This window comes from Desulfuromonas carbonis (assembly GCF_054658035.1).
This window is the reverse complement of sequence record NZ_BAAHXR010000002.1, coordinates 316,874-338,601: the sequence shown is the minus strand read 5'-3', so window position 1 is coordinate 338,601 and position 21,728 is coordinate 316,874. Positions and strand designations below refer to the sequence as shown.

Here is a 21,728-nt window from a genome sequence, read left to right as displayed (position 1 = left end):
CATTTATTTCTTCCCGACCACGGCCTCGGCAATATTGAAGGTGTGGTCCCCGATCTTTTCGAAATTGTGCAGCATGTCGATAAAGATGAGTCCGGGAAGCACCGCACATTCACCGGTATTGAGGCGGGAGATATGATTGTTGCGAAGCACCTCCTCGGTATCGTCCACCACCGATTCCATGTGCAGGGCCTTGTCGAGAATGGTCCGGTCGCCCCGCTCGATCGCTTCGACGACAAAGCCGAGAAAATCTCGGGTATGTCGTGCCATATCGACGATCTCGTCAATGGCAATTTCCGAAAAAAGAACTTTCTGTTCCCGCTTCCGCTGCCCCAGGCGCCATAAATTTTCACAATGGTCACCAACCCGCTCGAGGTCATTGACCATGTTCATCATCGAGGCGATATCCTTGCTGGTTTCCTGGGTAATCGATTTTTGGGAGAGTGCCACCAGAAAGTCAGTGATCTCCTTTTGCAACAGATCGACCAGTTCCTCCTTCTTCTCCAGGGAAGGAATTCTTTTTTCATCCTGATCCTGAAGATAAGCGACCGTTTCATCGACCATCTCGAGGGCCGTCATAGCCATGCGCCGGGTTTCGGAACGGGCTTGGCCTAGAGCAATCGGCGGAGTGTTGAGAACCCGGTTGTCGATAAACTTCAAGTGAAACTCCATCTCTTCCTCGCGGCCCCGGATCATCAGGGTTGTCAATTTGGCCAGTACGCCGACGAGGGGGAGAAAGACGATGGTATTGAGAATATTGAACAGGGTATGGGTGTTGGCGATATGACGAGCAATAAAGGGCTTGTCGCCAATAGCGCCGCCGAGGCTGGCGGCCTGCTGCTGGGTTTGAATCATAAAATCAGCATCACCAGGTGTGATACTGTTGATAAAATGAGCGAAATAATTGAAAAAAATCAGCATATAGGCAACGCCGATGGCGTTGAAGAGAAAGTGAGCGAAGGCGGTCCGGCGGGCAGCGAGATTGGTGCCGATGGCGGCGAGATTGGCGGTTATCGTGGTACCGATATTTTCGCCGAGTATCAGGGCAATGCTGGCCTCGAAGGAGATCAGTCCGGTGCTGGAAAGGGCGATCGTGATACCGATGGTGGCGCTGCTGCTTTGCACGATCATGGTCAGGACGGTGCCGATCAGGACCCCGAGGAGGTGATGATCGCCAACCATGATGAACATTTCACGGAATTCCTGGCTTTTTTTCAGCGGCTCGAAAGCCTGCTCCATAATCTGCAGACCAAAAAAGAGGATACCGAAACCAAGCAGGATCTCGCCGATGTAAGTCCATCGCTTACTGCTGGAGAAGAGTTTCAGCCCGGTCCCCAGGCCAATCGCCGGCAGTGCATACTTGGTTATCTTGAAGGCGATCAACTGGGCGGTGATCGTGGTGCCGATATTGGCGCCAAGGACAACGCCAATCGATTGGACCAGCGACATCAGGCCGGCATTGACAAATCCGACGACCATGACGGTCGTTGCACTGGAAGACTGGATAATTGCGGTCACGGCAACACCAACCAGGGTGCCGACAATCCGATTGTTGGTCAGCGCCGCGAGGATTTTGCGCATCCGGTCGCCGGCCACCTTTTGTAAACCTTCCGACATGATCTTCATGCCAAAAAGAAACAGGCCAAGTCCGCCGACGAGGCCAAAAATAAGCTGCTGGTTTAATACCGCATCAAGCACCGGGCATACTCCGCTGGTGGAATCATTCGAACCGAAAAGGGTCGGAATTCCCTTAAGTTGAAAGGATTAACACCCGTGGCACTATAACCAAGGAGTCAGTTTTTTTCAATTGAAAAGGGAAAGGTGAAATCGGGGGGACCAGAGATGGAAGTTCCGGGCAGATAGACTCTTAACTCGATCGATTTCTTGGTCGCCAGATCAACAGGAAAATAGACCATGCCGGCGACCCTGGCGCCGGAAAGCACGGGAGTGACAGGCAGGGCCTCATCCAGTAACTCCTGGGGATGGTTGGTCGCATAGTACGGCAGTGAACTCCCCATGGTGTCTGTCGAATCAGCCCAGCGGGAATCTTCGAGGTAATAGTATCCAACATAGGGATAAGGGATCAGGTAGTCCGATTGCCGATCCAGAGTCGCCAGGACGTTTTGGGGGGGCAACGGTCGCACCTGGGTACCCCCTGCGTCAACCAGATAGAACGACTCCAGGGGGACCGTCACCTCTTGTTGCCGATGATTGACAACCACGAGGTAGAAGGAGGTGATGTTCTCGCCGACTTGATAGGAGCCGACACCCAACTCCTGGACGCGAGCGGAAATTTCAAGGCCGTTGCGGGTTTCCGTAATCGAGCGATCGGCGGGATTGACCAACGCGTCTGAATTCTGGGGCCGGGGAACGACAGTAATGCCGCATCCGGAGAGAAGCAATATCAAGGCAAATACACCAGGAAAAACGATTCTCATGCCGAACCCTCTCTTTCCGGAAGGACACACCATACTCCTTCCCTTACGCCTTTTCGGCCAATGACCAGAGTAGCATCAACCGGTAATCCTCATGATTCTCTCTGGTTCGTTGGCTGAACACGCGAACAATGTTTCTCATCAACCGCAGACCGAGGCTCGGATTTTTCTTACAAAGAGTTTCAAAATCGGACTTGCGCAAAGAAAGGAGTCGGGCCTCTTCAATGACCCTGGCCGTGGCAGACCGGGGGGCACCATCAAGAATGGCCATTTCGCCGAAAACATCATCAGGGCCGAGGATCACCAGGGTCTTCTCATCCCCTTCCGAGATCATTTTGGAGATTCGGATGGTACCGGCCTGGATGAGGTAGAGGGACTCGCCGGGCATGTGCTCGACAAAGACCGTCATCCCTTCGCTCAATCGTTTTTCGACAAAGAGTTCCGCAAGAAGGTGGATTTCTGCATCGCTCATCTCCTTAAAGATAAAACAGCTTTTAAGCGAGTCAAGATTGACAGTCATAGGTGGTGTCTATTTCTGCAGTTTGGTCACGGTCTCGACACCAACCTGCTCAAGGTCCCAGATATTATCATAAAGGACGATATCTACCTGATTTTCCTCCAACCTGGCATCCTTGGAATCCGCCGAACCAAAGCCGACCATATAGCGTTCGATTTTCAGCTTGTGCCGAGTCCGAAGATAGTCTTCAACGGCTTTTACGCGGCGGATATTGAGATCAAGATTTTTGCCGTTGGAAATCCCGCCACCTGGAAGTCCCTCAGCGCGAATCACCTTCTGCTTCAGATCCAAATCCTGAAGGTTGGAAAAAACCAGATCCAGGGCCTCCTTGGCCGCTGCGTCAAGTTTGAACGAACCCGGTGAAAATTTGATGCTGGCGATAACGGTTTGGGACGTAAAAAAGTGTTTTAGGCGATCCTCGGTTAATCCTTCTCCGGAAGCAGTCGCTTCACTATAACAGATCAGTAACATTAACGCTGTCAACCAGACTTTCATCCCTCCCCTCCCTTGGGAATCAATACCAGAATTTCTACACGGCGGTTCAGGGCGCGGCCCTCCGGTGTAGCATTGTCCGCAATCGGCTGACTCTCGCCAAATCCCTTGACAAAGACTCTTGTCAAGTCCACTCCATTATGGGAGACCATATAACTGGCATAGGAGATCGCCCGCTTCAGGGAAAGCCTTTCATTGTAACGATAGGAACCGATACTGTCGGTATGCCCATCCATCCTGATGATGTACCAGCGATTATCTTTACGTAATAGCTCGGCGATTTCTGCCACAGCCTGCTCGCCTTCAGCGGAGAGGACCCACTGGTTAAAATCAAAAGTCAGTTCAGGCAGGACGAATTTCCGGTACACCAGAGTTCTGACCGGTTTGGAAATAACCGTAGCCTGAGTTTGCGAGGTTGTGATGGCTGGCAGGCTGCCAACCGGAGAGATTGGCAACGCCGCACCGGACAATGCCGTTGCGGGAAACGCCAGGCTGTCTTCCGGATAGAGGATGATCTCTTCTTTCCCCTGCTCCACCGGAACCTCGAGCTTGTTGACAGGCTCTGCGACCGGGACAACCGTTTTGGGTATCAGGGGGGTCAGTGTCTTGATCTTGACCACCTTGACGGGCTCGGCCACGGGTTCGGAGACTTCCGCTTCAGGTTCAACCAGTTTCGGAATGGGGCGCGAGTATGTGCCAATCCCCTGGCAGGCGCTCAAGCCAAAAATGAATCTCCAGTCGGGACTCCTGTCAGCAAAACCAAACCCGAGTCCGCTATTAACGGTCAGATGAGGAGAGAAGAAATATTGAAACCCCGCCATAACCTCGCCAGGGCCGCCCTTTCCTGGGACTCGTTCGGTCCCACTCTCAACTTCTGCAATAAGACGGAGACGAGAGGAGGGAAAAAACTCCAGGCCACCACCATAAAGGTAGTTGTCGTAAGTCAACTGGTTGGACTGGTAACCGAAATTGGCGTGGAGACCGATCCGCTCCAACTTGAAACTCGCTATTGCCCTCGTCAGGTAGTCTGTTTTCCCGTCAAGATTTTTATTGTCGGATATACTCCTTCGAACCTGCCCGTCGAGAGAGAGTTTGAATGGGGAGGATCTTTGCCCAAGGATTCGGGCCTTCATGCCGAGATTGGCAAATCCACGTCCGCTGGCCAGATCCTCATCATTGAAAAGTATATTGGGATATGACCCGTAGGCTTCCAGAAAACTTCCCAGGCCAAGGGTGATGGCAACGGGGGCGATTGTCGCGCTCGATTCGTCCGGACCGGAAGAGCAGTTGGCCCAGAGGCCAATGCAGATATTTCCCGCATTCAGCGTGTCGGCGGTCGGTTGCGAAAAAAGCCCCGTATCACCATACTGGGTCGGATTTGCATCGACCGGCACAGGAAAAAAAGCCAGCAGGAGAACACCCAGAAAACATGCAAGGAACCCGTGTTTCATGCAAATCCTTCTCGCCATCACGAATCAGCGAAAAACGATACTCAGAGGGTAGTGCAAACGCCGTCTTACATAGCATTGCGACAGGTAAAAATCAACTGTTTCCATATCTTTACCGCAACCAACGACACCGGTGCATTCACTTCACCCGATTCCGGTAGATAATCTCTGCAACTCTAGGAGCAATTCCACGCCGGAATGGAAAAAATACGGCCATAAACAGTCGTGATGTAATCAAGGATTGTGCCAAGGGACCCCCATCAGGAGAATAACGAGCACCCTGCGAAATCATTTCTTCCGAAGATATAACAATATGGGGAAAACCTTTGGTTTACTGAAGGCTTGGCGACTTTGAATCGGGAGAGCGGGGCCTGTCCCGTCCACTCAGAGATTTCTGGCTCCTGGGGGGCGACAAACGAATGCCCGGGATAATAGCTGAATCATCCCGGGCAAAAAACGTAGACGACAGAATTTTCCTGGCGGAACCTGTTCCTTTAGATGTTGACCTTCTCCCGCAACTCCTTTCCGACCTTGAAAAAGGGGAGCTTTTTGGGATTCACCTTGATGACCTCCCCGGTTTTGGGGTTGCGCCCCATATACGCCTTGTAGTCTTTGACAACGAAACTGCCGAAGCCGCGTATCTCAATCCGGCCCCCGCTGGAGAGCGTGGAGGCCATGGAATCAAAGATGATATTTACAATCTCCTCGGCTTTTTTGTAGGTCAGATTCTTCTCACCTGCGAGAGCATCGACCAATTCCGATTTGTTCATAGCGCCTCCCCGATGGTTTTCAACTTTATGCCTGCGTCCCTTTTGCTAAAGCGTATTTCCCGGATAGCACAACTATAGCGAGGAGTTAAATCCTGTCAATAGCGGTCTCGGTGAATTAATACCACGCGGAGTAATCAATTGCCCTCAAGAGCTTTGCGCGCTTCCTCCAGGAGAGATTCGGGCACATCCTGCCGGGCCAGAACCCGGTTGATCAAGGCCACCCCCTCTTTTTGCCAACCTTTGGCGAGGTAGGCCTGGGCGGTACGCACCATCCAGAGCGGATTGTCCGGCTCCTTCTGCCAGGCCGCCTTGAATCCATCCAGGGCCCGGTCGAGTTCCCGCCCCTGACGAAGCCAGAATTCGGCAAGCGCCAGCGGCACCCCGCTACCACCCCCGCAGCCACCAGCGCCCCCGGTCATCGCAAAGACCCGCTCCGCCTCACCCAGTAGCCCCTTCCTTTCCAGAAGCTGGCCAAGCAGGACGAGTAGCTCCCCCTCGCGGTTGCCGGCCTGAAATGCCTTTTCAGCGTTGGACAGGGCGATCTCACGATTGCCGCGAAAGGTTTCGAGAAAGGCTCTGCGAGCGCAACAAAAGGCCTCCGGATAGCCGGCGGCAGCTAGCTGGGTCAATAAATCATCCGCCTGCTGGTGGTGCCCAGAGGAAAGCAGCAGGCTTACCAACACATCACCGGCGAAGGGATGGGCGGAGAACAATTGCAGGCAATGCTGCAAATCAGCGAGAGCGGCCTCGGACTCTCCCATCCGGGCAGCAACAAGACCGCGTTCATAATAGAAATGCTCGTCCCGCAACTCCTCTGACAAGCAGCCGAAAGCCTTCATAGCGGCTTCGTCCTCGCCGCCATGGGCGAGAAGGATAGCGCCCTTCAACTCCTCATCGAGGCCTAGGTAACGCTCGGTCAGGTCCTCAGGATAACCGCCCAGGCAGAGTTCGAGCCGGGTATCCAGGTCGAGGCCAGAGCTCTCCACGGTTGGGGCGGGGAGGGGATCCGCGCCTGGAGCACATCCGGGTCCGCAGCCACTGCTGCAATCCGTTGCGGCCTTTGAGGAGGGGGGGACTTCCTTTTGGTCAGCAACGGATTGTTCTTGGATTCGCCTGATTTCTGCCAGGAGGAGTGAATCTTCTGCCTGGGATTCGGCCAGGGAGAGATGATCCCTGGCTCGTTCCAGATCGCCTGCACGCAAAAAGGCCTCAGCTTCGCGCAGGTTCAATTCTCCAAGCCGGTTACAGGCCTGGGATCGGCAATCCTCAAGAGCAATGCGCCCCTCCTCGTCCAGGAGAGAAAGGTCTGCCCCTTCGGCAAGCGCCAATACCTCCGCCCATTCCCCACGGGCAAAGGCGCGGCGAGTCGCGTCAAGAGGATTTCCTGACGCGAAGAGTCGTTTAAAAAATGCCATTGTTTAACCGTTTTTTGGGGGTTTCAGATGGTAGTAAAGGGGGACAGTGTCCAGATGACCTTGGCATCATTGTCACCGATATTATCCCATCGATGCGGCAAATGCGACTTGAAAGAGAGGCTGTCTCCGGAATTGAGGATATGGGTTTCCCCGGCAATGGTCACCCGCAAACAACCATCGAGAACATAGATGAGTTCATCCCCGGGATGATACATGTTCTGTTCGCCACTGGTCCCGCCTTTCTGGACGGTACAAAAAAACGAGGAGAACTGGGGGTCTCGCAATCCGGAGGTAAAGGACTCGGTATGCATGTTGTACTCGTCGTCGTAGACAGTCTTGTCGCGCGCTCCCGGAGAAGTGTGGACGACTTCGTGGGTCGTGGTAACTTCTTCGACGAAATAATTGATACTTTTATCAAAAACACCGGCCAGCTTCATCAGGATTTCGACCGAGGGGATCGTCAATCCGCGTTCAATGCGGGAGATCATGTTGGACGACACCCGTGACTTTGCCGCCAACTCCTGAATCGTCAGGTCATTCTTAAGGCGGATCGATTTCAGTTTTTTGCCGACAATTTTCTTGATCTTCATCCGGTTATCTCCGCAGCGCGTTGCTGTTACTGAGCCAGGTTCGGGGCTGGAGAAACAACCCAGAGCACCAGGGTCTGTCCAGGGTGCAGATTCCGCCAGCGATGGGGCAAGGAGGCCTTAAAGGTCAGGGAATCCCCCTCTTCGAGCAAAAAGGACTCCCCCTCAATGAAGAATTCCATTCTGCCACTTAAAACCAGAGCGAATTCCTCCCCCGTATGGACCATCCCCCCTTCCCCGCTGCTACACCCTGCTTCGAGGGTGTCGTAGAAAACGGCAAAACTCGGATCGCGAATCCCCTGGGTCAGGCTGGTAATCTGGTGCTTGTCTTCAAAAAAGAAAATCGGTTGTCCCATTCCCTTTCGGGTATGAACAACCGTCGTGCCGTGCGAGGCTTCTTCGACAAAATAATTGACGCTCATCCCGAAGGCCCCGGCGAGCTTCATGAGAATTTCGACGGAAGGGATTGTGAGACCCCGTTCGATTCTTGAAATCATGTTGGAAGAGACTTTGGATCTTTCGGCCAATTCCTGGATAGTCATATCATTTTTCAGGCGCGTGGCCTTCAGTTTCCGCCCGATCAGTTTTTTCACCATAACCTGTCACCTCGAATAAAATGAGATGTTGTTCTATCATTTTCCAGACAACCCTGTCAATACGATATGATTCCCAATATCCACTAAATGGTAATTCCCTAACCATTTGTCAACCACTCACCTGCTAGCGGTTGACAAATGGCGACACCTCCCCGATAATCCTCGCCAACTTTTCATTCAAGGAGCGCGACTGTGACCATGACATTTCAGGAGATCGACCGCCTGGTGGAGAGAGTCAAGACTGGCGAAATCCCAACGGAAGCGGAAGGCCTGGCCATTCTCGGTGCCCGCGGTGCGGATCTGACCCGTATTTTCGCCGGCGCCCATCATCTTCGCGAAACGGCCTTCGGCAATCACGCCGAACTCTGCTCTATTATCAATGCCAAATCAGGGCGCTGTGCCGAGAATTGCGCCTTTTGCGCCCAGTCTGCTCATGCCCGCACCGATGCACCGGTCTACCCCCTGAAAAGTGTCGAAGAAATGGTCGCCGGTGCCAGGGCCGCGCTTCAGGAAGGCTCGCACTGTTTTGGCATCGTCACCAGCGGCACCCGCGTCACCCAGGGCCCAGAATTCGAGAGGGTCCTGCAGGCCCTGCGGGAAATTCGCGCCCTGGGCGGGATCGATCCTTCGGCCTCCCTCGGCATTCTCGACGCGGGAACGGCAAAGCGCCTGGCGGAAGCCGGCTGCGCCACCTATCATCACAACCTCGAAACCGCGCGAACGTTTTTTCCCGAGGTCTGCACCACCCACGACTACGAAGAGGACATTCAAACCGTGCGGGTGGCCAAGGCCGCCGGCATGCGCGTCTGTTGCGGCGGCATCTTCGGCCTTGGAGAGTCGCTCTCCCAGCGGGTCGAACTCGCCCGAACAATCCGGGAACTAGAGGTCGACTCGGTTCCCCTCAATTTTCTCAACCCGGTGCCAGGTACCAGGCTGGCTGCAGCGGATTATCTGACCCCGATGGACTGCCTGCGCATTATCGCCCTGTTCCGCTACTTCCTCCCCCGCCAGCGAATCGGAGTCTGCGGCGGTCGGGAACACAACCTCCGGGAATTCCAGTCCTGGATCTTCATGGCCGGCGCCAGCGGAACGATGGTCGGCAATTACCTGACGACCAGGGGACGGAATCGGGATATCGACCTGCAGATGTTTCAGGATGCCGAGGTTTTAGTCCATGGCTGCTGACCGGGACCGGCGCGGCATTTTCATAACCGGCACCGACACCGGCGTCGGCAAGACCCTGGTCGCCGCCGCCCTGGCCCGCTTTCTGCGCCGGCGCGGCATTGATGTCGGCGTCTGCAAGCCGGTTGAAAGCGGTGTTTTCGACCCCTCCCAACCCGGTCCGGACGCCCGGCTGCTGCGCCTCGGTGCCGAGGTGGCAATCGACGAGGAGCTGCTCGCCCCGGTACGGCTGGCCCTCCCCTTGGCGCCCTCGGTTGCCGCTGAACAGGAAGGGGTGCGGATCAACCCGGAAAACCTGATCGCAGGGATCAGGAAGCTTGGCAGCCGACACCAGTTTCTCATTGTCGAGGGGGCCGGCGGACTGATGACGCCACTGGCCGGCGGCTACCTGGTCGCCGACCTGGCGCGCGATGCGGGCCTGCCGTTACTCACCATCTGCCGTCCCGGGCTCGGAACGATCAACCACACCCTGTTGACCCTCTTCGCCGCCCGCACCATGGGCATCGGGTTGGCAGGCTACCTGATCAACGGACTCCCGGACCAACCCGACCAGGCTGAAGCAAGTGCACCCCACGCCCTGGCCTCGCTGGCATCCGCCGATCTGCTCGGGGTGTTGCCCAGGGTCAGTGGCGAGGATAGCGAAAAGATGACAGCCCTGGCGGATCACCTGCAGGCCCTTCCTACCCTCCCCTGGCTACTTGACGCCCTCAATCTGCCCGCCCCCATTCCTTGAAGTATTTTCGTGGAGAATTTCGGTAACCGATGAAAAAGGAAGAAGTTTTACGGCTCGATGCAGCCCACGTCTGGCATCCCTGCACCCAGCAGAAGGACCACGAACTCCTGCCCCCCCTGCCGATCGCCAGGGGCGATGGCGTTTATCTGGTCGACTACGACGGTAACCGCATTATCGATGGCGTCTCTTCCTGGTGGGTCAACCTCTTTGGCCACAACCACCCCCGCCTCAACCGGGCCCTCACCGAGCAAACCGGAAAAATCGCCCACCACATCTTTGCCGGGTTCACCCACCAGCCCGCAGCTGAACTCGCCGCCCGGCTCTGCGAACTGGCGCCACCGGGGCTGACCAAGGTCTTCTTCGCCGACAATGGCTCAGCGGCGGTAGAGGTCGCCCTGAAAATGAGCTTCCAGTACTGGCAGCAGGTCGGTGTCCGGCAGAAGACCCGCTTTGTCTCCCTGACCGACGCCTACCATGGCGAAACCCTCGGCGCTCTCTCGGTCGGCGGCTGCGACCTCTACCGCTCGATCTATCGCCCGATCCTGCTGGAGGGGTTCCAGGTCCAGGGGCCCGACTGTTTCCGCTGCCCTTACCAGAAACAGCGGGAAAGCTGCAATGCCGAGTGCTTTGAACAGATGGAGCGACTGCTGCTGCAGGAGCACGAACAGATTGCGGGGGTCATTATCGAACCGCTGATCCAGGGGGCCGCCGGGATGCGTGTCTATCCCCCCGTCTACCTGCGCAAGCTCCGGGAGCTCTGCACCCGCTGCGATGTCCACTACATTGCCGATGAAATCGCGGTCGGATTCGGCCGTACAGGGCGACTCTTTGCCAATGAACACGCCGGAACCACACCCGACCTCCTCTGCCTCTCCAAGGGGATAACCGGCGGTTACATGCCCCTGGCGGTGACCTTGACGAGCGAAGAGATTTACCGGGCTTTCTACGATGATTACGCCACGATGAAGGCCTTTCTTCACTCCCACTCCTACTCCGGCAACCCCCTCGCCTGCGCAATCGCCGTCGAAGTCCTGCGGATTTTCGAAGAGGAACAGATTCTTCAGCTGTTGACGCCGCGCATGAACCAGCTCCAGGCCGCCGCCCCGCGTTTCACCGCCCTTGCCCAGGTCGGGGAATTCCGTCGCTGCGGCATGGTAGCAGCGGTCGAGCTGGTTCAGGACCGCAACGGGAAGATTCCCTACCCCTGGCAGGAGCGCCGCGGTCTGGCAGTCTACCGCGAAGCACTGGCGCGCGGCGCCCTGCTCCGTCCTTTGGGAAATGTTGTCTATTTCATGCCACCCTTAACGATCAATGCCGATGAACTCGACTCGCTCCTCGACATCGCCTACCAGGCCATTGTTGCCGTCACCGAAAAATAACAGCGGCGGCACTCTTCGGAACGACGACGGGCAGCTCCCAGGAGCTGCCCGTCGTCATTCCGAAGATATGACCGATCGCCTCATCAAGGCCTTCCTGCGGGCAAGGAGAACTCCACCCCACCGACACCAAGGACCACATCGGCAGGACGGATCTGGATGACGTGCAGGCCGCCCCCCTCCTCCCCTTCGTGCAGATTGGTCCCGTTAATGCGCACCAGGCGCCGGGCAGGGTCCGCAGTATAAAAGTGGAGCTGGAGATTGATCTCCGGCAGCCGGACCCGATCGGCCGGGGCCAGTTCCCGAAGCGATGGAACCCTTTTCGGTGTTACGGCTACCGCGGGTTTCGACGACGATGGTGTAACAAGGGGTGGATCAGGTTCAGGCTTCGGCGCCGTAACCGGCAGAACCGGGGGGGGGATTACTTTGGGCGGAGCAGCGGGTTCCTTTTCCTGGAACTGGCTGATCGAGGGGGGCTGAACAGTAACCTTGGAGGCCTCGACCGAGCCAACCACAGAAGCCCAGGGATGTAACCACCAGATCAGAATAGCGGCGCCCCCCAATCCGCCGAGAATTACCAATCCAAGCAGCCAGTTCCGCCTTGACCGTGGCGGCGCCTCGGCCGTAAAAGTGGTGACAGGTGATGGCGGCTGGGTCTGGCGGCGATCTGCCTCAGCCTTTTTCAGTGCATCAAGAATCAGCGACATGGTCAGCTCTTTCCGAACAGGTCGGTCAATCGCGGCCCAGGTGCCGCCAATAAATTGGTCAACAGAATCATGGTGCGTGGGCCGACGATCCCGTCAGGAAGAATCCCCTGTCGTAATTGATATTGCTTGACCCGACCGGTCAACGCCGGGTCGAAGTCCGATTTCGAATCCCCCTCCCGGCCCGGCACCCCGGCCAGGGCAAGGCAAGCGTCAAGCCACTCGACAGCAGGCCCCGAGCTTCCGGCCTGGAGCTGGGCGACCGGTGCAGTCGAGGGTTGCCAGAGCAGGGAAAAATCCCCGGACCACAACTCCTGCAGCCGCGCTACGGAAAGAAAACCGACCCGGTCCTTCATCGCCAGAACAGCACGGTCACCATCCAGGCCGGCAAGCAAGGCGAAGAGGTCGGTTCCATCGGCACTCTGCAGGCGCAGGATGGCAGGCCGGTCGAGGGCGCGCAGGGTCTCGAGAGTGGCACTTCCTTCAAGACAGGCGAATCCGCTCTCCGGGGGGATTTGGCAAGTCGCATCAGAAACCGGAAACGGGTCCCCCCAAAGATGCAGCAAGGCGGTCCAGGCCACCTGGGGACTGCTTCCGGCCGCGTCGGTTCTGGAAAACCAGGTTTCATCCGCAACCGGGTCGCTCTTGGCATGAGGCGGCTGCTGGCTAACCGGGCTGGCAGCAACCATCGGCGTTAGCGCCGGATTGACGGCCTCGGCTGGCTGCCGGACTTCAATCCACCACCAGCAACAGACCACCACCAGCAACAACACAATCTCGCCAACCAGCCGGCGGGAGAGCCATCGCGGCGCAACCAAGACTCCAACCTCCCGGGCCGCGGCAGAGACCAGGGCGGCATTTACCTGGTGGCGGCCCTGGCCATAGGCACCGAGCAGGGCACGATCAGCGATGATATTGATCAACCGCGGGATTCCGCCACTCAATCGAAAGAGTCGTCGCCTACCAGCCGCCGAAAAGAGCGGGCGGCGCACGCCGGCAACCTCAAGACGATGGGTGAGGTAGGCAGCGAGATCGTTCCGGCCAAGGGGACCAAGGTGGTAGCGGGCGGTAATCCGCTGGGCAAGTTGGCGCAGATCCTGGCGTTGCAGCAATGCCCGCAGTTCGGGCTGACCGACAAGAACAACCTGCAACAGTTTGTGACTGCGGGTCTCCAGGTTGGTCAACAGGCGCAATTGCTCCAGCACCTCGGCGGAAAGGTTCTGCGCCTCATCGATGATCAGCACAACGGTCTTGCCGGCACCATGCGCATCGAGCAGATAGCGATTCAGGCGGTCGACATACCCCTTGGTACCAGCCTGGTCACTCGGGCAGGAGACCCCCAACTCATCGCAGATAGTGATCAGCAGCTCATTGACGGTCAGGCGCGGGTTGATAATCAGCGCAACCTGAACCTCCTCGGGAAGCTGCTCAAGCAGGCACCGACAGACCAGGGTCTTCCCCGTGCCGACCTCACCGGTCAGCAAAGCAAAGCAACCCTCCCCCCGCAGCGCGAACAGTAGATGAGCCATGGCCTCACGATGAGCCGAACTCAAATAGAGGTACCGCGGGTCCGGCACGATTGAAAAGGGAATTTCCTTCAGGCCAAAATGCTCGCAATACATTGACAGTAGGCGCTCTCATCAATCGAGGAGGGGGAAAGTCAAACGAATTCATACCATGAATTGGACAGATATGACAATTCCCAGGAAGGGAGCGAACGGCGCGAAAGAGCCTGTAAATTGAACTGTGTATCTGCTCCATGAGAGAGTGGGGCAATTCCCCCACCGAGGAGCAGAAACGATGGCGATTAAATCAGACAAATTGGACGAGCTTTTGGTCGACTGCAAAACCCCCGAGGACGTCGACAAACTCTATTCGCGGTTGCTACAGCGCATGATCAACCGCAGCCTGGACGCCGAAATGACCGCGCATCTGGGTTACGGAGCCGGCGAAGCCGGGCCGGCGAAACGCGCCAACACCCGCAACGGCAAGAGCAGTAAAACCGTCAAGGGCACCTTCGGCGAACTGGAGATCGAAACGCCCCGCGACCGGGCGGGGTCTTTCGAGCCGCAACTGGTTCGCAAACGCCAGATTCGCCTGGCCGGGATGGAAGGAAAGATCCTGACCCTCTATGCCAAAGGGATGACGACCCGCGACATCGAGGACGCCCTGAAGGATCTCTACGGCGTGGAGATTTCCCATGCCGTCATCTCCCAGGTGACCGAATCGGTTCTGGACGAGGTCCGGGCCTGGCAGAATCGCCCACTGGAAGCCGTCTACCCGATCCTGTGGCTCGATGGCCTGACGGTCAAGATTCATCACGGCAAGCAGGTGGTCAACAAGTCGGCCCATGTGGTTCTCGGCGTCAACCTGCGCGGCGAGAAGGAAGTTCTCGGCCTGTGGATCGCCGAGACCGAAGGGGCCAAGTTCTGGCTCTCGGTCCTCACCGAACTGCGCCATCGCGGCGTGCAGGATGTTTACATCGCCTGCATGGACGGGCTGAAAGGGCTGCCGGAAGCGGTCAACGCCATTTTCCCCAAGACCCTGACCCAACTCTGCATCGTCCATCTGGTGCGGGCGAGCCTGCGTTACGTCACGGTCAAGGACAGCAAGGCCGTGGTCGCGGCCCTCAAGCGTATCTACCAGTCGGCGACCGCCGAAGAAGCGGCGGCGGAGTTGGAACAACTGGACGCCGATTGGGGCAAGTCCTATCGTTCGGTAATCCGCTTGTGGCGGAGCAACTGGGACAACATCATCCCGTTTTTCCAGTTTCCGCCGGAAATTCGCAAGGTCATTTACACGACCAACGCGATCGAATCGCTAAACATGAGCCTGCGCAAGCTGACCCGCAACCGGAGGATATTCCCCAACGACGAATCGGCGATCAAGGCGCTCTATCTGGCAATCCGGCAGGCGTCACGCAACTGGAAGATGATCCACAACTGGAAGCCAGCGCTGCAGACATTCCAAGTGATGTTCGGCGAAGACCGGGTGCCGTTGAATCTGGTCTATTGAAAGAGCGGATACACAGTTCGTTTGACAGACCCGCGCGAAAAGCAACCACGGAAGGAATCCGTGCTCTCAACCCATGATAGATGTCATAAAATAAAAAGTCGTTTCATAAAAAACGTTAAATATCCTGAATCTAAGAACTCGTAAACTATTATATTTTTTATTTTTTGTAGCTTTTTGTATTATTGAAATAAATCATCCACATGCGAAAGGAATCCTTGTAACGAATATTCGTTTAAATTATAATCGCGTTCTAAAAATACCACGTCCTTCAAACTGGCTCCGACAGGTTTCTCCCATGAGGCCACTCCCCTGGGGGCGTCCCCCCCGCCCCAATGACAGACTTTTCCCTTCCCCGGCAAAAACCGGCCAGGAATCCGGGCTGGCGCCTGGCACCCTGGACGACATCCTGCAGGTGATTGACATCGGGATCTTGACCCTTGACCTCGGCGCACGCCAGACCGGCTACCGCAATGCAGCCTCCTTCGAAATCCTCGGCGACACCGAAGCTCCCCTTGGTTACCCTGCCCTGCACCGCCTCCTGATCGAGCCCCTGCGAGGTGAGGACGGTTCAATCCCCCTGCAGGGGACGGCAGCCCAGCGCCATGGCGACCGCATCCTCAGTCTCTCCCTCTTCCGAATTTCGCCGGAAGGCTGCTGTCTTTTTATTCGCAATATCACCGAAAAGGCGCGCCTGGAATCGATCGCCCAGGCCGTCAATACCATGGACAACATCGGGTTCATCTTTTCCGGAATTCGTCATGAAATCGGTAATCCCCTCAATTCCATCAAGGTCACAATGACGGTCCTGCGCAACAATCTGGAAAACTTTTCCCCGGCCCAAATTGAAACCTATATTGACCGAACCCTCGGTGAGATCGGGCGAATTGAGTTTCTGCTGCGATCATTGCGAAATTTCAGCATGTTTGAAAGTGTCGACTGCACCATTGTTGATCTTAATGAACTGCTGGGTGACTTCATTCCCCTGATCGAACGCGACCTTGACAAGAAAGGGATCGAACTACGCTGTCATCTGGCACCCACCCCTCTGCTGGTTCGGATTGACCAGCGGGCCCTGCACCAGGTTCTGCTAAACCTGGTAACCAACGCCGTCGATGCCCTTGCGGGTGAGAAGGAAAACCCACATCTGGTCCTGACCACCTACCAGCGTGAAAACCTGGCCCAGCTTATCGTTCGCGACAATGGTTGCGGCATGACGGAGGCCCAGGCCAAGCATCTCTTCCAGCCCTTTAACACCACCAAGGCCAACGGCAACGGCCTCGGCCTGGTGATTACCCGTAAACTCCTGGCGTTGATGACCGGGAGTGTGGAGATCCACAGCCGCGAGGGAGTCGGGACCACCGTTACGGTCTCTCTCCCCCTGCTGGCCACGACAGCCGTGCCGGAGCAGGAGAGGGAACCGGAGCAGGGAGGCGCGGAGTGAAACGTATCCTGATCGTCGATGATGAGCGGAGCTTTCTCCTCAGTCTCCGTGACGGCCTCGCAGCCCACAACCCGGGTCTGACAATCCTGCTGGCCGGCAACGGCCGGGAAGCAACGGAAATTCTTCATCGGGAGAAGATCGACCTGCTGGTTACCGACCTCAAGCTGCCGGTCATGGATGGTTTCCAGCTCCTGGCCTGGGTAAGCCGTTTTCGTCCCCAGCTCCCGGTCATCGTCATGACTGCCTTCGGCACGCCGGAAATCGAAGCCCGGCTGAGTCGGATGAACAGCCTAATCTACCTGGAAAAGCCCCTCGATTTCGCGGTTTTGGTTGCCGCCATCGACCGCTCTCTTAGCGCGGAGGGCCGCAGCTATATTCGCGGCATCACCCTGGCGACCTTCCTGCAACTCATCAGCATGGAGAAGAAAACCTGTTCCCTCAAGGTACGGACCGGAACGCGGGTTGGCTACCTCTTTATCCGCCAGGGGCGGCTGATCGATGCTGAATCGACAACCGCGAAGGGAGAAGATGCCGCTCTCGACATCGTTACCTGGGATGATACGGAAATTGAAATGGATACCGTCTGTCGCGTCCGGGACGAGCGGATCACCACCAGCCTCGAGCATCTGCTGATGGAAGCCCACCGACTCCGGGATGAACGCGCCAGTGACCCCACTACCAGCCGTGGATCACCCGACGCTGCCAGGCGAGGGCCGGAAGTGGAGGCATGGCTGGAGGCCCTGCGCGGTCTCTTGCGCTCCACTCCGGGGGTCCTCGAAATGGTGGTCCTCGACAATCGCAACTTCGTCGAATTCCAATATCCCGACGGTTGCGGGCTGACCAGGCTTGAGCTTGTCAGCCACCTCAAACAGGCCGATGCACTTTCCCCGCTTCTGGGCGGTGGAGTGCTCCGTTACCTGCTGTTCAACACGCGCAGCCTGGTTCGTTACCTCTTTTTCAGCCAGGGTGAGAAACGGGTCGTTGCCGCCCTCAAACCAGGGTACCGGCCACTGGAACTGCTTGACCGGATGGAAAGGCTCCCCATCTTTTGAAGGAAATCTCTCTCCCGACAAGGAATGAAGATATGCGGACCAACCTGGAGGAATTGCAAACCGTAGCCGGCGTCGTCGGCAGCTATCTCTTCTCGTTACGCCAGGGCGTTCTGGCCAGCACTCTCCCTCCCCTCTTTCGCACCGAAAAACTCCAGGCCATGGGACGCCTGCTGGCAAGGATTCAAACCGCCGGACGGGGATCTTTCAACGACCTGTCGGAGATTACCCTGGTTTACGAGGAGTTTGTTCTGATCGTTCGGGAGGCGCAGGCAGAGACCTTGCTGGTGGTCATAGCCGAGCCGGGCTACAACAGCAATCTGTTGACCCTGGCACTCAACACCACCCTCAACGAGTTGCCTGAATCGTCCGGGACTGGGTCGCCAGCGTCACCAAGGCCGGGGAAGCCGGCCCACACGGTCGACTCGCTCCTCGCCGAAGGTCCCCTCGCAGCACCGCTGATGGCCATGCAAACACTGCTCGCCAAGGTCATGGGACCGATTGCCCCGATTATTTTTCGCGAAACGGCCGAGGAATGGCTCACCCGCCAGGCCCCCAGCCGCAGTGCCTTGCCGGCTCTTTTTGATCTTTTGGCCCGGGAGATTGGCGATCCGGAGAAAGTCCGCACCTATCGGCAACTGATCGCACCGCACCTGCAGGGCCCATCCAAGTCCTAGGAGAGTGACATGGCGACAGCGAAAGAATTTGTCCAGCAGTTGCTCCTGATTCCCGGCATCAAAAGCTACTGCCTGGTGCGTCCGGATGGCAAAGCACTCGCCCACAATTTTGGCGACGCCGACCAGACGGCCCTGATTCACCTCGGCGGCAAGGTCGGGGAGGCGATCCGCAGGGGGATGGGATTGCAGCATTTCCGGCATTTGGAATTACGCCGGGCCAGCCAGGAGCATCTCCTTATCTTTCCGGTCGAACAGCACCTGCTCGGCATTACCCAGCGAAGGGATGCAACAACCGACGACCTCGTCGAACAGATTTACCATTTCCTGATGCAGTTCAGCCGCCCTTCCACAGCGGCCACAGCCGACCGCAACTAGGTCGTTCGCAGCAAATCCAACAGGAGGTCCCATGCTTTACCGCTACCTGCGGGTTCCTGTCGTTGCCAGCCTTGTTCTTTCATTTTTCCTGGCCACACCCCTTTCTTGCCAGGCAGAAGAACCGTTGCGCGGCTTTGACATCAAGGCCAGGCATTTTGCCGAAGACTGCAGGGACGAGATCCAGCAACAGTTCAAACTGCTGCTGACGGGAGGCAAGCTGACCGTAGCCCAGCTCTTTGACACCTTTTACATTCCGATCCCCGGAACCGACCCCCAGAAATATCACACCCAGTACGACGGGATGGTCGATGGCATCCTGCGGCCGATCCTTGACAGCTATCTTGAGGCGAGCAAGCGCTTCATCTTTGTGGTCGCAGTCGATCGCAACGGCTACCTGCCAACCCACAACACCCGCTATTCACAGCCCCTGACCGGGGACCAGGCAGCCGATGCCGTTCACAACCGGACCAAGCGCCTTTTCAACGACCGTACCGGTCTCGCCGCAGCCCGCAACCTCGAGCCTTACTTGCTGCAGCGCTACAGCCGTGATACCGGTGAGATCATGAGCGACCTGTCGGTGCCGATCTTTGTTGAAGGGCAACACTGGGGCGCGCTGCGGATCGGCTACAAGTAATTCAATAGTCATGGGGGGCGAGGCCCCGAATTTTCCCTGCAAGGAGGTCGGAATGTTCAATAAAATCAGTGTCAAGGTTGCGGTCCTCGTCAACCTCGCCCTGCTGGTCATCATTGCCATCGGGTCGCTCTATATCATCAACCAGCAGAGCCGCAGCCTTGAGGACCAGTTGCTTGAGAGGGGACGCATCGAGTCGATTACCGGCGCCAAGCTGATCGGCAAGGTGATCGAAGAGGCGATCGACAACGGTGTTTTTTCGGTCAAGGAGGCATTTGACAAGGAATATGCGCCGATTCCGGGCTTTGATCCGCCCAAGTACCACACCAGCTACGACTCCTACCTCGACAAGGCGATTCTCGCCATGCAGGACGAGTTTCTCAAGGATGAGAGCGTGGTCTTCGCCGTGGCGGTCGACAGCAACGGCTATCTGCCAACCCACAACACCCGTTTCCAGCGCCCGATTACCGGTGACCAGCAGAAAGACCTGGTAGGGAACCGTACCAAACGAATCTTCAATGACCCGATCGGGCTCAAGGCGGCGCGCAATACGGAGGAAGCCTTCCTGCAGGTTTACCACCGCGATACCGGAGAAACGATGTGGGATATTTCAACTCCGATCTATGTCAAGGGGAACCAGTGGGGAGGGTTCCGTATCGGCTTCTCGCTGGAGAAGACCCAGCAGGCCAAGCAAGAGCTTATGATCAAGCTGCTGACCATCATGGGGGTAATCCTGGTTTTGTCCCTGGTCCTGGTCTTCGTGGTCGTCAACCGGGCCATGGCTCCTCTCGTCCATTTCACCCGGATTGCAGGAGAACTGGCGGACGGCAAGGTTGACCAGAAAATTGCCGCAACCAGTAAAGATGAGATTGGCCAGCTGGCTGATGTCCTCGAACGCCTGCGGGTCAGCCTTAAAACCGCCATGGACCGACTGACCCGACCCCGGTAACAAAAGGCTGGGCGGCGGCACCCTGACAGGTACCGCTGCCCAGCCCCTGGATGAGCAAATTCGACATGGAAATAACCCCGCACTCCGGGTTATGATAGCGCCATGTCGCCCTCTCTCTCCCTTGTTAAATCAGGACTGGCCCTGCTCCTGGCAGCCTTTCTGCTGATCCTTGCCAGTCAGGCAGGTGCCGCCACCGAGGCCGAGTACAATCTCGATCGCAAACGCGCCCCGCAGGAAAACCTTCTCAGCCTGATTTTCGGCAGCGCGCCCCCCCTTGCCACCGAGCGCGGCATCCTCATCATCGATGCCTTTTCCGACCAGAATGGCAACGGTCGTCGCGACCCGGGTGAAACAGACCTCTCCGGCCAGCTCAGCTGTTCCCTGGACGGCATCGATTACACGATCCCGGCGTTCATCCCGGGCCTGAAATACGAGGGGAATTACCAGCTCTCCTGCCAGGGGGCCTCGTTCCAGCCCGACCTCGCCCAGCCCGACCTCTTCATCGGTCGCCGTGGCGCCATCATCCGCCTCGACATCCCCTGCCGCAAGGTGGCCGAAGGAGAAATCCCTCCCCTGCTCCGTGAAACACCCAAAACCAACTGATCTGCGGGATCACGATTATTTGAACTTGATCCGCTGCACCCCTTCCACCGCCCCAATGGCATTGGTCAGTTCCTGACCGATGCGCCGGTGGTGCTGAGTGATGATGAACTCGAAGCGGACTTTGCCCTCGTCGAGGTCCAGGTCCGATTCGATATTGGCAATGCGCAGCCGGTGTTGACCGAAAATTGTTTCAAGTTCCGGGAGAATCCCGGCCCGCTGCCGGGCAACGACGGTAAGGAAGAGATACCGGTCCTTCTTGATGAACGGTTCGAGCTTCTTCAGAAAAATCAGGGAGCAGAGCGCAATAAAGGTCCCCATGGCGCCTGGTCCCACCAGCCCCATACCGAAGGCCATGCCCAGACCGGCAGCCATCCATAGACTGGCCGCCGTGGTCAGCCCCCGTACTGAGATGCCTTCCTTGAGGATCACCCCCGCCCCCAGAAAACCGATGCCGGAGATGATCTGCGCCGCGGCGCGCGCAGGGTCGATCCGCAACGCGCTGTCGACAGTAAAGGCGGCGTACTTGACCGGAAAGGCTTCGGAGACGATCATCATCAGGCAGGCCCCGAGGGAAACCAGCAGATGGGTCCGCAATCCGGCCGGCCGCCCATGTTTTTCCCGTTCGACGCCAAGGATCGCGCCAGCCAGGGTTGCCAGCAGGAGTTTGACCAGAATTGCCAACTGGTAGCTTCCGGCCAGGGTTTCGGGGAGAAACATGCCAAATACCTCCACTGGA

23 protein-coding genes are annotated in these 21,728 nt (G+C 57.2%); 11 read left to right on the top strand and 12 right to left on the bottom strand.

From position 1 onward, the window contains the following. Positions 1-3 precede the first annotated feature (3 nt). The 9 genes from ACYQ8E_RS03840 to ACYQ8E_RS03800 all read right to left on the bottom strand — a co-directional run bounded on the left by ACYQ8E_RS03840 (position 4) and on the right by ACYQ8E_RS03800 (position 8,257). Positions 4-1,695: a Na/Pi cotransporter family protein gene (locus tag ACYQ8E_RS03840; protein WP_066727191.1), complete on the bottom strand. Its 1,692-nt coding sequence runs from the start codon at positions 1,693-1,695 to the stop codon at positions 4-6. Positions 1,696-1,790: 95 nt separating this feature from the next. After that, a complete protein-coding gene (locus ACYQ8E_RS03835; protein ID WP_157471857.1) occupies positions 1,791-2,435 on the bottom strand; it encodes a hypothetical protein in 645 nt (214 codons plus the stop codon). Between the two features lie 43 nt (positions 2,436-2,478). Further along, entirely contained in the window at positions 2,479-2,952 is a 474-nt protein-coding gene (locus ACYQ8E_RS03830; RefSeq protein ID WP_082820282.1) for a cyclic nucleotide-binding domain-containing protein, read from the bottom strand. Between the two features lie 9 nt (positions 2,953-2,961). Then, on the bottom strand, positions 2,962-3,444 hold the full coding sequence (locus tag ACYQ8E_RS03825) for an OmpA family protein (RefSeq protein WP_082820281.1): 483 nt from the start codon (positions 3,442-3,444) through the stop codon (positions 2,962-2,964). Further along, entirely contained in the window at positions 3,441-4,892 is a 1,452-nt protein-coding gene (locus tag ACYQ8E_RS03820; protein WP_066727185.1) for an OmpA family protein, read from the bottom strand. Before ACYQ8E_RS03820 ends, ACYQ8E_RS03825 begins: the two co-directional genes overlap by 4 nt. 491 nt (positions 4,893-5,383) lie before the next feature. After that, positions 5,384-5,659 (bottom strand): HU family DNA-binding protein, encoded by a 276-nt coding sequence (locus tag ACYQ8E_RS03815; protein WP_066727183.1) that lies wholly within the window; start codon positions 5,657-5,659, stop codon positions 5,384-5,386. Between the two features lie 134 nt (positions 5,660-5,793). Beyond that, entirely contained in the window at positions 5,794-6,888 is a 1,095-nt protein-coding gene (locus tag ACYQ8E_RS03810) for a tetratricopeptide repeat protein (RefSeq protein WP_459860135.1), read from the bottom strand. A 209-nt stretch (positions 6,889-7,097) separates the two neighbouring features. Further along, positions 7,098-7,664, bottom strand: coding sequence for a helix-turn-helix domain-containing protein (locus ACYQ8E_RS03805; RefSeq protein ID WP_066727179.1), 567 nt, complete (start codon positions 7,662-7,664; stop codon positions 7,098-7,100). Between the two features lie 26 nt (positions 7,665-7,690). Further along, complete coding sequence (locus ACYQ8E_RS03800) at positions 7,691-8,257, bottom strand: helix-turn-helix domain-containing protein (protein WP_066727177.1); 567 nt, start codon at positions 8,255-8,257, stop codon at positions 7,691-7,693. A 198-nt stretch (positions 8,258-8,455) separates the two neighbouring features. Between ACYQ8E_RS03800 and bioB the strand changes: the two genes are divergently transcribed. From bioB to bioA, 3 genes are read left to right on the top strand one after another with little or no spacing between them, the layout of a single operon-like run. Continuing rightward, complete coding sequence (gene bioB, locus ACYQ8E_RS03795) at positions 8,456-9,442, top strand: biotin synthase BioB (RefSeq protein WP_066729769.1); 987 nt, start codon at positions 8,456-8,458, stop codon at positions 9,440-9,442. Then, positions 9,432-10,172 (top strand): dethiobiotin synthase, encoded by a 741-nt coding sequence (bioD, locus tag ACYQ8E_RS03790; RefSeq protein ID WP_066727175.1) that lies wholly within the window; start codon positions 9,432-9,434, stop codon positions 10,170-10,172. The genes bioB and bioD overlap by 11 nt, the downstream gene beginning before the upstream one ends. A gap of 29 nt (positions 10,173-10,201) precedes the next feature. Then, complete coding sequence (gene bioA, locus ACYQ8E_RS03785) at positions 10,202-11,551, top strand: adenosylmethionine--8-amino-7-oxononanoate transaminase (RefSeq protein ID WP_459860133.1); 1,350 nt, start codon at positions 10,202-10,204, stop codon at positions 11,549-11,551. 83 nt (positions 11,552-11,634) lie between these two features. Here bioA and ACYQ8E_RS03780 read toward each other — a convergent pair whose 3' ends face one another. Further along, positions 11,635-12,255 (bottom strand): general secretion pathway protein GspB, encoded by a 621-nt coding sequence (locus ACYQ8E_RS03780; RefSeq protein ID WP_066727170.1) that lies wholly within the window; start codon positions 12,253-12,255, stop codon positions 11,635-11,637. Positions 12,256-12,257: 2 nt separating this feature from the next. Beyond that, positions 12,258-13,874: an AAA family ATPase gene (locus tag ACYQ8E_RS03775; protein WP_066727168.1), complete on the bottom strand. Its 1,617-nt coding sequence runs from the start codon at positions 13,872-13,874 to the stop codon at positions 12,258-12,260. A 178-nt stretch (positions 13,875-14,052) separates the two neighbouring features. Between ACYQ8E_RS03775 and ACYQ8E_RS03770 the strand changes: the two genes are divergently transcribed. The 8 genes from ACYQ8E_RS03770 (at position 14,053) to ACYQ8E_RS03735 (ending at position 20,992) form a co-directional block, all read left to right on the top strand. After that, positions 14,053-15,267 carry an IS256 family transposase gene (locus ACYQ8E_RS03770; RefSeq protein ID WP_066725531.1) on the top strand — a complete coding sequence of 405 codons (1,215 nt, stop codon included), beginning with the start codon at positions 14,053-14,055 and terminating at the stop codon, positions 15,265-15,267. Positions 15,268-15,562: 295 nt separating this feature from the next. Beyond that, positions 15,563-16,708 (top strand): sensor histidine kinase, encoded by a 1,146-nt coding sequence (locus ACYQ8E_RS03765; protein WP_066727165.1) that lies wholly within the window; start codon positions 15,563-15,565, stop codon positions 16,706-16,708. Beyond that, positions 16,705-17,760 (top strand): response regulator, encoded by a 1,056-nt coding sequence (locus ACYQ8E_RS03760; protein ID WP_066727161.1) that lies wholly within the window; start codon positions 16,705-16,707, stop codon positions 17,758-17,760. Before ACYQ8E_RS03765 ends, ACYQ8E_RS03760 begins: the two co-directional genes overlap by 4 nt. 32 nt (positions 17,761-17,792) lie before the next feature. Then, positions 17,793-18,434: a DUF8082 domain-containing protein gene (locus tag ACYQ8E_RS03755; RefSeq protein WP_066727158.1), complete on the top strand. Its 642-nt coding sequence runs from the start codon at positions 17,793-17,795 to the stop codon at positions 18,432-18,434. Between the two features lie 9 nt (positions 18,435-18,443). Further along, a complete protein-coding gene (locus tag ACYQ8E_RS03750; RefSeq protein WP_066727156.1) occupies positions 18,444-18,809 on the top strand; it encodes a hypothetical protein in 366 nt (121 codons plus the stop codon). Positions 18,810-18,840: 31 nt separating this feature from the next. Continuing rightward, a complete protein-coding gene (locus tag ACYQ8E_RS03745) occupies positions 18,841-19,443 on the top strand; it encodes a chemotaxis protein (RefSeq protein ID WP_231875314.1) in 603 nt (200 codons plus the stop codon). A gap of 52 nt (positions 19,444-19,495) precedes the next feature. Next, the gene (locus ACYQ8E_RS03740) at positions 19,496-20,389 is read left to right on the top strand and encodes a HAMP domain-containing protein (protein ID WP_066727154.1); all 894 of its coding nucleotides are present in this window, start codon (positions 19,496-19,498) and stop codon (positions 20,387-20,389) included. Positions 20,390-20,491: 102 nt separating this feature from the next. Next, positions 20,492-20,992 (top strand): hypothetical protein, encoded by a 501-nt coding sequence (locus ACYQ8E_RS03735; RefSeq protein WP_066727151.1) that lies wholly within the window; start codon positions 20,492-20,494, stop codon positions 20,990-20,992. Between the two features lie 15 nt (positions 20,993-21,007). On the opposite strand, the gene ACYQ8E_RS03730 is transcribed toward ACYQ8E_RS03735, so the two are convergent. Further along, positions 21,008-21,709 carry an MgtC/SapB family protein gene (locus tag ACYQ8E_RS03730; protein WP_066727149.1) on the bottom strand — a complete coding sequence of 234 codons (702 nt, stop codon included), beginning with the start codon at positions 21,707-21,709 and terminating at the stop codon, positions 21,008-21,010. Positions 21,710-21,728 lie beyond the last annotated feature (19 nt).

Bases quoted from the DNA above. Each gene is read 5' to 3' on its own strand.
- ACYQ8E_RS03835 (WP_157471857.1), bottom strand. From the start codon at position 2,435: ATGAGAATCGTTTTTCCTGGTGTATTTGCCTTGATATTGCTTCTCTCC.
- ACYQ8E_RS03830 (WP_082820282.1), bottom strand. From the start codon at position 2,952: ATGACTGTCAATCTTGACTCGCTTAAAAGCTGTTTTATCTTTAAGGAG.
- ACYQ8E_RS03825 (WP_082820281.1), bottom strand. From the start codon at position 3,444: ATGAAAGTCTGGTTGACAGCGTTAATGTTACTGATCTGTTATAGTGAA.
- ACYQ8E_RS03820 (WP_066727185.1), bottom strand. From the start codon at position 4,892: ATGAAACACGGGTTCCTTGCATGTTTTCTGGGTGTTCTCCTGCTGGCT.
- ACYQ8E_RS03815 (WP_066727183.1), bottom strand. From the start codon at position 5,659: ATGAACAAATCGGAATTGGTCGATGCTCTCGCAGGTGAGAAGAATCTG.
- ACYQ8E_RS03805 (WP_066727179.1), bottom strand. From the start codon at position 7,664: ATGAAGATCAAGAAAATTGTCGGCAAAAAACTGAAATCGATCCGCCTT.
- ACYQ8E_RS03800 (WP_066727177.1), bottom strand. From the start codon at position 8,257: ATGGTGAAAAAACTGATCGGGCGGAAACTGAAGGCCACGCGCCTGAAA.
- bioB (WP_066729769.1), top strand. From the start codon at position 8,456: ATGACATTTCAGGAGATCGACCGCCTGGTGGAGAGAGTCAAGACTGGC.
- bioD (WP_066727175.1), top strand. From the start codon at position 9,432: ATGGCTGCTGACCGGGACCGGCGCGGCATTTTCATAACCGGCACCGAC.
- bioA (WP_459860133.1), top strand. From the start codon at position 10,202: ATGAAAAAGGAAGAAGTTTTACGGCTCGATGCAGCCCACGTCTGGCAT.
- ACYQ8E_RS03780 (WP_066727170.1), bottom strand. From the start codon at position 12,255: ATGTCGCTGATTCTTGATGCACTGAAAAAGGCTGAGGCAGATCGCCGC.
- ACYQ8E_RS03775 (WP_066727168.1), bottom strand. From the start codon at position 13,874: ATGTATTGCGAGCATTTTGGCCTGAAGGAAATTCCCTTTTCAATCGTG.
- ACYQ8E_RS03770 (WP_066725531.1), top strand. From the start codon at position 14,053: ATGGCGATTAAATCAGACAAATTGGACGAGCTTTTGGTCGACTGCAAA.
- ACYQ8E_RS03765 (WP_066727165.1), top strand. From the start codon at position 15,563: ATGAGGCCACTCCCCTGGGGGCGTCCCCCCCGCCCCAATGACAGACTT.
- ACYQ8E_RS03755 (WP_066727158.1), top strand. From the start codon at position 17,793: ATGCGGACCAACCTGGAGGAATTGCAAACCGTAGCCGGCGTCGTCGGC.
- ACYQ8E_RS03750 (WP_066727156.1), top strand. From the start codon at position 18,444: ATGGCGACAGCGAAAGAATTTGTCCAGCAGTTGCTCCTGATTCCCGGC.
- ACYQ8E_RS03745 (WP_231875314.1), top strand. From the start codon at position 18,841: ATGCTTTACCGCTACCTGCGGGTTCCTGTCGTTGCCAGCCTTGTTCTT.
- ACYQ8E_RS03740 (WP_066727154.1), top strand. From the start codon at position 19,496: ATGTTCAATAAAATCAGTGTCAAGGTTGCGGTCCTCGTCAACCTCGCC.
- ACYQ8E_RS03735 (WP_066727151.1), top strand. From the start codon at position 20,492: ATGTCGCCCTCTCTCTCCCTTGTTAAATCAGGACTGGCCCTGCTCCTG.
- ACYQ8E_RS03730 (WP_066727149.1), bottom strand. From the start codon at position 21,709: ATGTTTCTCCCCGAAACCCTGGCCGGAAGCTACCAGTTGGCAATTCTG.